Annotated in this window: 11 protein-coding genes; 3 read left to right on the top strand and 8 right to left on the bottom strand. The window is 63.1% G+C overall.

Translation table 11 applies throughout. The features are described from left to right. Positions 1-5: 5 nt before the first annotated feature. The gene (locus J3A71_RS01300) at positions 6-2,258 is read right to left on the bottom strand and encodes a heavy metal translocating P-type ATPase (protein WP_096426885.1); all 2,253 of its coding nucleotides are present in this window, start codon (positions 2,256-2,258) and stop codon (positions 6-8) included. Between the two features lie 83 nt (positions 2,259-2,341). Here J3A71_RS01300 and cadR point away from each other — a divergent pair, with 83 nt between their 5' ends. Further along, the gene (gene cadR, locus J3A71_RS01295) at positions 2,342-2,785 is read left to right on the top strand and encodes a cadmium resistance transcriptional regulator CadR (protein WP_016489679.1); all 444 of its coding nucleotides are present in this window, start codon (positions 2,342-2,344) and stop codon (positions 2,783-2,785) included. 56 nt (positions 2,786-2,841) lie between these two features. On the opposite strand, the gene J3A71_RS01290 is transcribed toward cadR, so the two are convergent. The 3 genes from J3A71_RS01290 to J3A71_RS01280 are packed head-to-tail and all read right to left on the bottom strand — an operon-like array spanning position 2,842 to position 5,470. Continuing rightward, positions 2,842-3,813, bottom strand: a complete 972-nt coding sequence (locus J3A71_RS01290; RefSeq protein ID WP_016489680.1) for a thymidylate synthase — start codon at positions 3,811-3,813, stop codon at positions 2,842-2,844. Positions 3,814-3,861: 48 nt separating this feature from the next. Beyond that, the gene (lgt, locus tag J3A71_RS01285) at positions 3,862-4,671 is read right to left on the bottom strand and encodes a prolipoprotein diacylglyceryl transferase (protein ID WP_016489681.1); all 810 of its coding nucleotides are present in this window, start codon (positions 4,669-4,671) and stop codon (positions 3,862-3,864) included. Positions 4,672-4,687: 16 nt separating this feature from the next. Beyond that, positions 4,688-5,470, bottom strand: coding sequence for a sulfite exporter TauE/SafE family protein (locus tag J3A71_RS01280; protein ID WP_016489682.1), 783 nt, complete (start codon positions 5,468-5,470; stop codon positions 4,688-4,690). Between the two features lie 129 nt (positions 5,471-5,599). Between J3A71_RS01280 and J3A71_RS01275 the strand changes: the two genes are divergently transcribed. Next, positions 5,600-6,346 carry an NRDE family protein gene (locus J3A71_RS01275; RefSeq protein WP_024717934.1) on the top strand — a complete coding sequence of 249 codons (747 nt, stop codon included), beginning with the start codon at positions 5,600-5,602 and terminating at the stop codon, positions 6,344-6,346. A gap of 596 nt (positions 6,347-6,942) precedes the next feature. Here J3A71_RS01275 and ptsP read toward each other — a convergent pair. After that, a complete protein-coding gene (ptsP, locus tag J3A71_RS01270) occupies positions 6,943-9,222 on the bottom strand; it encodes a phosphoenolpyruvate--protein phosphotransferase (protein ID WP_016489684.1) in 2,280 nt (759 codons plus the stop codon). A gap of 22 nt (positions 9,223-9,244) precedes the next feature. Next, positions 9,245-9,724, bottom strand: coding sequence for an RNA pyrophosphohydrolase (locus J3A71_RS01265; protein ID WP_003249017.1), 480 nt, complete (start codon positions 9,722-9,724; stop codon positions 9,245-9,247). Between the two features lie 141 nt (positions 9,725-9,865). Between J3A71_RS01265 and J3A71_RS01260 the strand changes: the two genes are divergently transcribed. Then, positions 9,866-10,522, top strand: coding sequence for an HAD family hydrolase (locus J3A71_RS01260; protein ID WP_016489686.1), 657 nt, complete (start codon positions 9,866-9,868; stop codon positions 10,520-10,522). Positions 10,523-10,651: 129 nt separating this feature from the next. Here J3A71_RS01260 and J3A71_RS01255 read toward each other — a convergent pair whose 3' ends face one another. Next, positions 10,652-11,077 (bottom strand): DUF2269 domain-containing protein, encoded by a 426-nt coding sequence (locus J3A71_RS01255; RefSeq protein ID WP_016489687.1) that lies wholly within the window; start codon positions 11,075-11,077, stop codon positions 10,652-10,654. 38 nt (positions 11,078-11,115) lie between these two features. Beyond that, positions 11,116-12,630 carry a threonine ammonia-lyase, biosynthetic gene (gene ilvA, locus J3A71_RS01250; protein WP_023047246.1) on the bottom strand — a complete coding sequence of 505 codons (1,515 nt, stop codon included), beginning with the start codon at positions 12,628-12,630 and terminating at the stop codon, positions 11,116-11,118. Positions 12,631-12,741: the final 111 nt, after the last annotated feature.

The following is a 12,741-nucleotide window of genomic DNA, read 5'->3' as shown; positions in this document are numbered from 1 at the left end:
GTCCTCTATTTGCGCAAAAGGCGCAAGCCGTTGAACACCACCAGCAGGCTCACGCCCATGTCGGCGAACACCGCCATCCACAGGGTGGCCATGCCGGCAAAGGTAATCGCCAGGAATATCGCCTTGACGCCCAACGCCAGAACGATGTTCTGCATGAGGATCGCCGCACTTTGGCGCGACAGCCTGACGAAGGCCGGGATTTTCCGCAAGTCGTCGTCCATCAGTGCCACATCGGCGGTTTCGATGGCGGTGTCGGTGCCGGCAGCGGCCATGGCAAAACCGATCTCGGCACGGGCCAGGGCCGGGGCATCGTTGATGCCGTCACCGACCATGCCCACCCGATGGCCCTGTGCGTACAAGGCTTCGATGGTTTTCAGTTTGTCGGCAGGCAGCAGGTTGCCCTCCGCGCGGTCAATACCCACCACGGCGGCGATGGCCTGCGCGGTATGCGGATTATCACCGGTCAGCATGACAGTCTTGATGCCCAGCTCATGCAGCTCGGCAATGGCCTGGCGGCTGCTGTCCTTGACCGTATCGGCCACTGCAAAAAGGGCCAGCGGGCCACTGCGGTCAAGCAGCAGGACCACAGTCTTGCCCTGGCGCTCCAGCGCATCCAGCTGGGCTTCAAGCTCGGGTGAGCACAGCCCCAGTTCTTCCACCAGGCGGTGGTTGCCCAGGTGGTAGACCTCGCCAGCGATGGTGCCACGCACGCCGCGCCCGGCCAGGGCAGCGAAGTCATCGACCTCGCTCAAGGCCAGGCCTTGCGCCTTGCCGAACTGGGCAATGGCGCGGGAAACCGGGTGGTCCGAACGTTCGCCCAAGCTGGCAGCCAGGGCTTGCGCACGGCCTTTGAACACCGGCTCCAGTACTTTGGCGTCGGTCTGTACCGGCTTGCCGTGGGTGATGGTGCCGGTCTTGTCCAGGGCCAGGTAATCCAGGTGGCGGCCGCCTTCCAGGTACACACCGCCCTTGATCAGGATGCCTTTGCGCGCAGCAGCGGCCAGCCCGCTGACGATGGTCACCGGGGTCGAGATGACCAGGGCGCACGGGCACGCGACCACCAGCAGCACCAGGGCGCGGTACACCCAGTCGAACCAGCTTGCGGCCATGAACAGCGGCGGGATCACCGCCACGGCCAGGGCGATGGCAAACACCACCGGGGTATAGATACGCGAAAACTGGTCGACGAAGCGCTGGGTAGGCGCCCGCGCGCCTTGCGCTTCCTCCACGGCCTTGATGATCCGCGCCAGGGTCGATTGGCCCGCGCCAGCGGTAACGCGAAACTCCAGCGCACCCGCCTGGTTGATGGTGCCGGCGAACAGTTTGTCGCCTACGGCCTTCTCCACAGGCAAGCTTTCGCCGGTGATCGGCGCCTGATCGACGCTGGATTGCCCACTGATCACTTCGCCATCCAGGCCGATGCGCTCGCCGGGGCGTACCCGCACCAACGCGCCGATGGCCACTTCGCGCACATCCACTTCGCGCCATTGGCCATCTGCCTGCTGCACCGTGGCCATGTCCGGGGTCAGCTGCATCAGCCCGCTGATGGCATTGCGTGCGCGGTCCAGCGAGCGTGCTTCGATCAGCTCGGCAACGGTAAACAGCACCATCACCATGGCCGCTTCCGGCCACTGGCCGATCAGCACAGCACCGGTGACGGCGATGCTCATCAGCGCGTTGATGTTGAGGTTGCGGTTTTTCAGGGCAATCCAGCCCTTCTTGTAGGTGCCCAGGCCGCAACCAAGAATGGCTGCCAGCGCCAATGCCGCCACCAGCCACTCCGGCGCCAGCGACGCAAAGTGCACGATTTCGGCGGCGATGGCGGCAACACCCGACAATGCCAGCGGCCACCAGCGGGTCTTGGCCGGTTGGGGCGCGGCGGCGGTACTGTCGCCTTCGGCACCAAGCGGCTCGGCCTTCATGCCCAGGCTGTCGATGGCACGCTCGATGTCGCCAGTGCCGTCCAATGTATGGCGCACGCCCAGTACGCGGTTGATCAGGTTGAATTCCAGCTGCTCGATACCGGCCAGCTTGCCCAGCTTGTCCTGGATCAGGGTCTGCTCGGTCGGGCAGTCCATGGCGTCGATGCGGAAGCGGCTGAGCTGTGCCTGGGCACTGGCCGTTTCAGTCAGCTGCACCAGCGCCGGCGCGGCTTTGGCCCCGCAGCAGCTGTGGCCGTGGGCGGCGTGCCCATGGTCGTCATCGCCATGGGCGTGATCGTGCGGATGCTTGTGTTCGTGGCTGACAGGCTGGTTCATGGGGTCGTCCTTAAAGTGAGCCTGTTGCCAAGTGAACACCCTGTAGCCACTATAGGGTCAAGCCACTTGCTGGAGATTTCGTGATGAAGATCGGAGAACTGGCCAAAGCCACCGACTGCGCGGTGGAAACCATTCGCTACTACGAGCGTGAAAACCTGCTGCCCGAGCCTGCCCGTACAGAAGGCAACTACCGGCTGTATACCCAGGCCCACGTGGAACGGCTGACCTTCATCCGCAACTGCCGCACCCTGGACATGACCCTGGACGAAATCCGCAGCCTGCTACGCCTGCGCGACAGCCCCGACGACTCGTGCGGCAGCGTCAATGCGCTGATCGACGAACATATCGAGCATGTGCAGGCGCGGATCGATGGCTTGGTGGCTTTGCAGGAGCAGCTGGTGGAACTGCGGCGGCGCTGCAACGCGCAGGGGAGCGAATGCGCGATCTTGCAGCAACTGGAGACGAACGGGGCGGTATCAGTGCCGGACACCGAGCATTCGCATGTGGGACGCAGTCACGGGCATTGAGCCAAAAGCTTCGCGGGTGAACCCGCGAAGAGGCCAGTTCAAACAATGGAGATCTATCAGACCGCCATCGGCGCTGTCATCGGCGCATGGTGCTCATAGCCTTCCAGCCAGAAATCACTCGGCTCGATCTTCTCCAGCCACTCCGGCTCATACTTGCCCGTCTCGGCAAACGCCGGCACGCGGTCGCTGATCACCAGCTTCGGCGCTTCCAGCGGCTCGCGCTTGAGCTGCTCGTTCAGCATGTCCAGGTGGTTTTCATACACATGGGCATCGCCAATGAAGTAGGTGAACCAGCGCGGGGTGTAACCGGTCAGGCGGCCGAACAGCGACAGCAGCGCCGCGCCTTCGGTGAGGTTGAACGGTGTGCCCAGGCCCAGGTCGTTGGAGCGGATATAAAGGGTCAGGGAAATTTCCTTGGTCTCTACATTCGGGTGGAACTGGTACAGCAGATGACACGGCGGCAGGGCCATCTCGTCCAGTTGCGCGCAGTTCCAGCCGTGGAACAGGATGCGGCGGCTGCCGGGGTCGTTGGCGATGGTGTCCAGGCACTGGCGCACCTGGTCGATGGCCTTGTACAGAATGACGAAGGCGACGCCGTCCTCTTCGTCCTGGGCGATACGACGGAAGCCGGCCTTCTCGGCCATTTCAATGGCGGCCGGGTTGCTCAGCGCAATGCGCTTGTAGCCCGGCCACTGGCGCCATTGCACGCCGTAGATCTCGCCAAGGTCGTCATGGCCCTGGCGGAACGGGTTAGCCAGCCACTGGGCGTTTTCGTTAGCGTTCTGGTCCCAGACCTTGCAGCCCAGCTCACGGAATTCACCGGCGTTCTTCACGCCACGCAGGAAACCGACCATTTCGCCGATCGCCGACTTGAACGCCAGCTTGCGCGTGGTGATGGCCGGGAAGCCCTTCTGCAGGTCGAAGCGCAGCATGGCGCCCGGCATGCTGATGGTACGGATGCCGGTGCGATTGCCTTGCAACGTACCGTTCTCGATGACTTCACGGACCAGATCTAGATACTGTTTCATGACTTTCCTGTAACAAGAACGGCAGGAGGATCACCCCTGCCGTGAAAATCATACGGCTGGTTTTGCCGTAGGTTTGCGGTTGTAGGCCAACCAGATCAAGAAGATGCCGCCAACGATCATTGGCACGCAGAGCAACTGACCCATGGTCAACCAGCCGAATGCGATATAGCCAAGCTGAGCATCAGGCACCCGCACAAACTCCACGATAAAGCGGAAAATGCCGTAGAACAGCGCGAACATGCCGGAAACGGCCATGGTCGGGCGCGGTTTGCGCGAGTACAACCAGAGAATCACGAATAATGCCACACCTTCCAGGGCAAACTGGTACAGCTGCGACGGATGACGGGGCAACTGGGCAGGGTCGCTGAACGGCGGGAACACCATCGCCCACGGCACGTCGGTCGCCTTGCCCCACAACTCGGCGTTGATGAAGTTGCCGATACGCCCGGCACCTAGGCCGATCGGCACCAGCGGGGCAACGAAGTCCATCAGCTCGAAGAACGACTTGTTGTTACGCTTGCCGAACCACAAGGCCGCCAGCATCACGCCGATGAACCCGCCGTGGAACGACATGCCGCCCTTCCACACCTCGAAGATCAGCGTCGGGTTGGCCAGGTAGGCATGCAGGTCGTAGAACAGCACGTAACCCAGGCGGCCACCGACGATCACCCCCATCGACAGCCAGAACACCAGGTCGGAAAGCTTCTCACGCGACCAGGTGGGGTCGAAGCGGTTCAGCCGGCGCGAGGCCAGCAGCCAGGCGCCGCCGATGCCGATCAGGTACATCAGCCCGTACCAATGGATTTTCAGCGGCCCGATGGCCAGGGCCACGGGGTCTATCTGCGGGTAAGGCAGCATGGAACTTCCTCTCGATTCAAATCAAAAAGCTGAGGCCGACACAGAACAGCAGCGCTGCGAACAGGCGTTTCAACAAACGGGGCGAAAGCTTGTGCGCCAGACGCGCGCCAAAGCGGGCGAAAAACATGCTGGTCACGGCAATGCCGACCATCGCCGGCAGGTATACGTAACCCAGGCTGTGGGCCGGCAGGTGCTCCTCGTGCCAGCCCAGCAGCATGAAGCTCAGGGCGCTGGCCACCGCAATCGGCAGGCCACAGGCCGAGGACGTGGCCACCGCCTGCTGCATGGGCAGGCTGCGCCAGGTCAGGAACGGCACGGTCAGCGAACCACCGCCGATGCCAAAAATCGCCGAAGCCCAGCCGATCACACCGCCTGCGCCGATCAATGAGGGTTTGCCGGGGATGCCGCGGCTGGCCTTGGGCCTGAGGTCCAGCGCCATCTGCGCGGCGATGACCAGGGCGAACACGCCGATGATCTTCTGCAGCAGCGGGCCCTGGATCAGTGAAGCGGTCTTGGCGCCGACACCTGCCCCAAGGAGGATGCCGAGCGTCATCCAGGCGAAGATCGGCCATTGCACCGCACCCTTGCGGTGGTGCTCAAGCACGGCATTGATCGAAGTGAATACTATGGTTGCCAGCGATGTGCCGACTGCCAGGTGGGTCAGCACCGAGGCGTCGAAGCCCTGCAAGGTGAAGCTGAATACCAGCACCGGCACGATGATGATGCCGCCGCCCACGCCGAACAGCCCGGCCAGCACTCCGGCACAAGCGCCCAACAGCAGATAGAGCACGAATTCCATTCGGCTTCCCCGAAAAATCAATCCGGCATGGTAACGGAAGCCGGGCTCGAGGCTCTAGTGAACTCTGTGTCAGGATGGATCCGCCCGACTGCTGTGGGTACAGTGACAAAAAACACAGAGGCCAAACCGATGTGCCTGATCGTATTTGCGTGGCGGCCGGGGCACACCCTGCCGCTGATCGTGGCAGCCAACCGCGACGAGTTCTATGCCCGCCCTACCCAGCCCCTGGCGGCCTGGGAGGATTCGCCTGGGGTGCACGCCGGGCGTGACCTGGAGGCCGGTGGTACCTGGCTGGGCGTAGGCCCGCAGGGGCGCTTTGCCGCGCTGACCAATATCCGCGATCCGGGCCAGGCACCGGGGCCGCGCTCGCGGGGGGAACTGGTGGCGGCCTACCTGCAGGGGGAGCTTGGGGTCGAGGCTTACCTGGATCAGGTAGCCAGCCGCAGTGGGCAGTATTCGGGGTTCAACCTGCTGGTGGGTGATGGGCGACAGCTGGGTTACCTGCACGCCCGTGACGCCACGCCGTGCCTGCTGGACGCCGGGGTGTACGGGTTATCCAACGCAGGGCTGGATACGCCGTGGCCAAAGCTGGTGAAGGCACGTAGCGGGCTGGAGGGCCTGTTGGAAACGCCAGAGCCGGATCGGCTGCTGGCTTTGCTGGCGGATAACGAAACGGCGGCGGATGGCGACCTGCCCGAGACAGGTGTCGGGTTGGCGACCGAGAAATTGCTGTCGAGCGTGTTCATCGCCAGCCAGAACTACGGGACCCGGGCGAGTACCGTGCTGATCGTGGATGATCAGGGACGAAGGCGGCTGATCGAGCGCAGTTTCGGGCCCTTTGGTGGGCATCTGGGTGAGGTTGAAGTGCGGGTCTGATCATTTGATGCTGCCTGTGCGGGCCTCTTCGCGGGACAAGCCCGCTCCCACAGGTACTGCGGGGTCTTCAGGATCTGCGCAACCTCATCTGGGTGAGGTTGAAGTGTGGTCTGATCATTTGATGCTGCCTGTGCGGGCCTCTTCGCGGGACAAGCCCGCTCCCACAGGTATCGCGGGGTCTTCAGGATCTGCGCAACCTCATCTGGGTGAGGTTGAAGTGCGGGTCTGGTCATTTGATGCTGCCTGTGCGGGCCTCTTCGCGGGACAAGCCCGCTCCCACAGGTACCGCGGGGTCTTCAGGATCTGCGCAACCTCATCTGGGTGAGGTTGAAGTGCGGGTCTGATCATTTGATGCTGCCTGTGCGGGCCTCTTCGCGGGACAAGCCCGCTCCCACAGGTACCGCGGGGGTCTTCAGGATCTGCGCCACCTCATCTGGGTGAGGTTGAAGTGCGGGTCTGGTCATTTGATGCTGCCTGTGCGGGCCTCTTCGCGGGACAAGCCCGCTCCCACAGCTACCGCGGGGTCTTCAGGATCTGCGCAACCCCTGTGGGAGCGGGCTTGTCCCGCGAAGAGGCCGTAACAGGCAACCTAACGCTCAGAGGGTTTTGTTGGCCCCTGGCCCGATCATCCGCGCCAACCCGAGGTTCTTCAGGGCCAGCTGCAGCGAGCTGTGGATAACCTGCGGGTTGTCATGGCTCAAGGCGTCGGCCAGCAACTCCTTGGCCTTGCTCATGTTCACCTGGCGTAACATCCACTTCACCTTCGGCAGGTTGGTGGCGTTCATCGAAAGGCTGTCGAAGCCCATCGCCATCAACAGGATGGCCGCCGCCGGGTCACCCGCCATCTCACCGCAGATGCTTACCGGCTTGCCTTCGCCATGAGCGTCGCGCACTACCGTATTCAGCGCTTGCAGCACCGCCGGATGCAGGTAGTCGTACAGGTCGGCAACCCGTGGGTTGTTGCGGTCCACCGCCAGCAGGTACTGGGTCAGGTCGTTGGAGCCCACCGACAGGAAGTCGACTTGGCGTGCCAGCTCCTTGGTCTGGTACACCGCCGCGGGGATTTCTACCATCACGCCCACCGGGGGCATCGGCACGTCGGTGCCTTCGTCACGCACCTCGCCCCAAGCGCGGTGGATCAGGTGCAGCGCTTCTTCCAGCTCGTGGATGCCAGAAATCATTGGCAGCAGGATACGCAGGTTGTTCAGGCCCTCGCTGGCCTTGAGCATGGCGCGGGTCTGCACCAGGAAAATTTCCGGGTGGTCGAGGGTGACGCGGATGCCGCGCCAACCCAGGAACGGGTTTTCTTCCTTGATCGGGAAGTACGACAGCGCTTTGTCACCGCCGATATCGAGGGTACGCATGGTCACCGGCAGCGGGTGGAAGGCGGCCAACTGCTCGCGGTAGATGGCCAGCTGTTCTTTCTCGCTGGGGAAGCGCTGGTTGATCATGAACGGCACTTCGGTGCGGTACAGGCCTACCCCTTCGGCGCCGCGCTGCTGGGCACGGGCCACGTCGGCCAGCAAGCCGGTGTTGACCCACAGCGGCATGCGGTGGCCGTCGGGGGTAACGCATGGCAGTTCGCGCAGGGCATCCAGGCCCTGGGCCAGCTGGCGCTCTTCCTCAACCACTTCGCTGTATTGCTTGCGCAGCACTTCGCTGGGGTTGGTGAACACCTCGCCCTTGTACCCGTCGACAATCAGTTCGATACCGTCGACCTTGGAGTACGGCAGGTCGACCAGGCCCATCACCGTGGGGATGCCCATCGCGCGGGCGAGGATGGCGACGTGGGAGTTGCCCGAACCCAGTACCGAGACCAGGCCTACCAGCTTGCCTTCCGGCACTTCGCCGAGCATGGCCGGTGTCAGCTCCTCACTGACCAGGATGGTGTTGTCGGCATACACCAGCGACTGCGAGCGGGCTTCCTGCAGGTAGGCCAGCAGGCGCCGGCCCAGGTCCTTGACGTCGGAGGCGCGCTCGCGCAGGTAGTCATCGTCCATCAGCTCGAAGCGGCTGACGTGCTCGCCGACCACCTGGCGCAGGGCGCCCTGCGCCCACTGGCCGGTCTTGATGACTTCGGTCACCTCGCCGCCCAGGGCTGCATCTTCGAGCATCATCAGGTACACATCGAACAACGCGCGCTCTTCAGGCCGTAGCTGGGTGGCCAGCTTGGCCGACAGCTTGCGCATGTCAGCACGTACGCCTTCAAGGGCATTCTGGAACAGCTTGAGTTCAGCGTCGATGTCATCGACGGCCTTGTCCGGCACCACTTCCAGGTCGGCTGGCGGCAGCATCACCACCGCGCGCCCCACGGCAGCGCCAGGCGAGCCAGGCACGCCGACGAAGCGCGCCTCCTGGATACCCTTGCCTTGGCGGCCAAGGCCACGGATCGACCCAGTGGCTTCAGCGTGGGCGATTACCCCGGCGAGCTGGGCGCTCATGGTGACCAGGAAGGCTTCTTCGCCCTCGTCGAACTGGCGGCGCTCCTTTTGCTGGATGACCAGCACCCCGACCACGCGGCGGTGGTGAATGATCGGCGCACCCAGGAAGGAGGCGAATTTTTCTTCACCGGTTTCGGCAAAGTAGCGGTAACGCGGGTGGTCGGCGGCGTTTTCCAGGTTCAGCGGCTCTTCTCGGGTACCCACCAGGCCAACAAGGCCCTCGTTGGGGGCCATGCTGACCTTGCCGATGGAGCGCTTGTTCAGGCCTTCGCTGGCCATCAGCACGAAGCGGTTGGTTTCCGGGTCAAGCAGGTAGACTGAGCAGACCTGGCTGCCCATGGCCTCCTTGACGCGCAAGACGATGATCCCCAACGCCGACTTGAGATCTTTGGCGGAGTTTACTTCCTGGACGATCTTGCGCAGCGTATTGAGCATGGCTCGGGGTCGAACTCCGTCGTCAGTCGCGCGTCAGCAGACGCGGTGCTAGCTCTTTCAGGGCGCGTCGGTACACCTCGCGCTTGAATGTCACAACCTGGCCCAGCGGATACCAATAGCTCACCCAGCGCCAGCCGTCGAACTCCGGCTTGCCGGTCAGGTCCATCCGCACCCGCTGTTCATTGCTGACCAGCCTTAGCAGGAACCACTTCTGCTTCTGGCCGATGCACAGCGGCTGGCTGTGGGTACGTACCAGTCGCTGGGGTAAACGATAACGCAACCAGCCACGGGTGCAGGCAAGAATTTCCACATCGTCGCGTTCAAGGCCAACTTCTTCGTTCAGCTCGCGGTACAGGGCATCTTCCGGCGTCTCGTCAGGGTTGATACCACCCTGGGGAAATTGCCAGGCATCCTGGTTGATCCGTCGAGCCCATAGCACCTGCCCGGCATCATTCGTGAGAATGATCCCGACATTGGGGCGAAAACCATCCGGGTCGATCACGGCAGCAACCTCGCAAACGCATGTCACCGCATTGTTCCACAAAGCTTGCGAGCGCAGCAACGCGCCTGCCAAGCTTATGTGCAGCAGCGTGAAAACTCCGTATTCTGCGGGCCTCCCCTGTGGCTGATGCGAGTGACCGCGATGCGCCTGGCTTTATTCGACCTGGACAATACCCTCCTCGGTGGCGACAGCGACCATGCCTGGGGTGATTACCTTTGCGAGCGCGGCATTCTCGACCCGGTCGCCTACAAGCAACGCAACGATGGCTTCTACCAGGACTACCTCAACGGCACCCTGGACCTGCAGGCCTACCTGGCCTTTTCCATGGAGATTCTGGCGGCAACGCCTGTGGCCCAGCTCGACGAATGGCACCGCGACTTCATGCGCGACTGCATCGAGCCGATCATCCTGCCCAAAGCCCTGGCCTTGCTGCAGCAGCACCGCGAGGCGGGCGACCAGCTGGTGATCATCACCGCTACCAACCGTTTTGTAACCGCACCGATTGCCCGGCGCCTTGGGGTGCGAGTATTGCTGGCGACCGAATGCGAGATGCGCGACGGCCGCTATACCGGGCGCAGTACCGATATACCGTGTTTCCGTGAAGGCAAAGTGACGCGGCTGGAGCGCTGGATGCTGGAGAACGGCTTTGACCTTGAGGACAGCTACTTCTATAGCGACTCGATGAACGATTTGCCGTTGTTGCAGCGGGTGACGCATGCGGTGGCGGTGGACCCCGACCCGAACCTGCGGGCCGAGGCCGAGAAGCGCGGGTGGCCGGTGGTTTCGTTGCGCGATTGAGGTTTTCCTGTGCTGGCCTCTTCGCGGCTAAAGCCGCTCCCACAGGGACCGTATCAGGCCTGAGGGCTGCGCCGTACCTGTGGGAGCGGGTTCACCCGCGAAGAGGCCGGCACAGGCAACCCAAGGCTGTCAGACTGGCTTGGCGCCCATCAGCCCGGCAATGGACAGGAAGCAGACCCCGCTGAACACCGCCAGCGCCAGGGTAAACCGCAACCCCACCACTTCAGCCTTGCGTAGCCGGTTCAGCCGCACCAGCAGCCACCACACGGCCAGCGCGCCGAAGGTATAGATGACGCTGGACGCCAGCACCCAGGCCTGCCCCAGCGGCCAACCCACCAGGTGCACCAGCCACCAGCCGGTAAACGGCATGCTCACCAGGCACAGGCCCATCACCAGCCACACAAATACCAGCGGCCGGCGCAGCAGTTTGGCATAGGCCTCGGCATCGCCCTGTCGACGGGCGCGCACCGTCCACACCGCAAGGCCCAGGGCGCCCAGAAACAGCAGTGCGGTGGCGATGATGTGCAAGGTCTTGAGGGTGGTCAGGTGTTCCATGTCTTCACATCCTTGAGCGATAAGCCAAGCTTAGCCGCTCAACCCAGGAACAGCTTGTAAGCCGGGTTCTCGGTCTCGTCCCAGTATGGGTAACCAATCTTGGCCAGCGCTGCCGGCACCAGGTGGCGCTCGTCCTCCGGCACCTGCAGCCCCGCCACCACGCGCCCGTCAGCCGCGCCATGGTTGCGGTAATGGAACATCGAGATATTCCAGCGCCCGCCCAGCTTGTTGAGGAAGTTGAACAACGCCCCCGGCCGCTCGGGGAATTCGAAGCGCAACACCATTTCATCGCTGGCACCGGCCGAATGGCCGCCAACCATGTGGCGAATGTGCAGCTTGGCCAGTTCGTTGTCGGTCAGGTCGGTAACCGGGAAGCCCTGATCGGTCAGATGCTGCACCAGCGCCGCCCGTGGGTCGTTTTCCGGGTGGGTCTGCACGCCAACGAAGATGTGCGCTTCGTCGGAGGTGTGCTTGCGGTAGTTGAATTCGGTGATCTGGCGCTTGCCGATCGCCTCGCAGAAGGCCTTGAAGCTGCCCGGGCGTTCCGGGATGGTCACGGCGATGATCGCTTCGCGCTTTTCACCCAGCTCGGCACGCTCGGCCACATGGCGCAGGCGGTCGAAGTTGACGTTGGCGCCGGAGTCGATAGCCACCAGCGTCTGCCCGGTCACGCCATAAAGCTCGACATACTTCTTGATACCCGCCACGCCCAAAGCGCCAGCAGGCTCGGTGATCGAGCGGGTATCGTCGTAGATATCCTTGATAGCCGCACAGATCTCGTCGGTGCTGACCGTCACCACTTCATCCACATGGTGGCGGCAGATATCGAAGGTATGCTGGCCGATCTGCGCCACCGCCACGCCGTCGGCAAATAACCCAACCTGTGGCAGCACCACACGCTCACCGGCAGCCATCGCCGCCTGGAGGCAATTGGAATCGTCCGGCTCGACACCGATCACCTTGATTTCCGGGCGCAGGTACTTCACATAGGCAGCAATGCCAGCAATGAGGCCGCCACCGCCCACGGGTACAAAGATGGCGTCCAGCTGCCCAGGGTGCTGGCGCAGGATTTCCATGGCCACAGTGCCTTGCCCGGCGATGGTGTGCGGGTCGTCGTAAGGGTGAACATAGACAAAGCCCTTCTCCTCGACCAGTTTCAGCGAATAGGCCAGCGCCTCGGGGAACGAGTCGCCATGCAGCACGACCTTGCCACCGCGCGAGCGCACACCTTCGATCTTGATCTCCGGGGTGGTTTTAGGCATTACGATAGTGGCCTTGATGCCCATCTCGCGCGCAGCCAGGGCCAGGCCCTGGGCATGATTGCCGGCCGAGGCAGTGACCACGCCACGGGCCAGCTCTTCGGCCGTCAGCTGCGCCAGCTTGTTATAGGCCCCGCGGATCTTGAACGAGAACACCGGCTGCAGGTCTTCACGCTTGAGCAAGATCTGGTTGCCCAGGCGCTTGCTCAGCTGCCCGGCGCTCTGCAACGGGGTTTCGACGGCAACGTCATAGACGCGCGAGGTGAGGATCTTCTTGACGTACTGTTCGAGCATCGGGAAAGCATCACTGGGCCGCGGGACAAGGGCTGCGAGTCTACCCCAGCGCTACGTCGGGCGACCACAGCAAAGCCGCCCAAGCCGTTATACTAGGCAACTTTGAAAACC

This window comes from Pseudomonas sp. PvP089 (genome assembly GCF_017875165.1).
Classification (GTDB): Bacteria; Pseudomonadota; Gammaproteobacteria; order Pseudomonadales; family Pseudomonadaceae; genus Aquipseudomonas; species Aquipseudomonas fortuita.
This window is presented reverse-complemented; position numbering and strand designations above follow the sequence as displayed.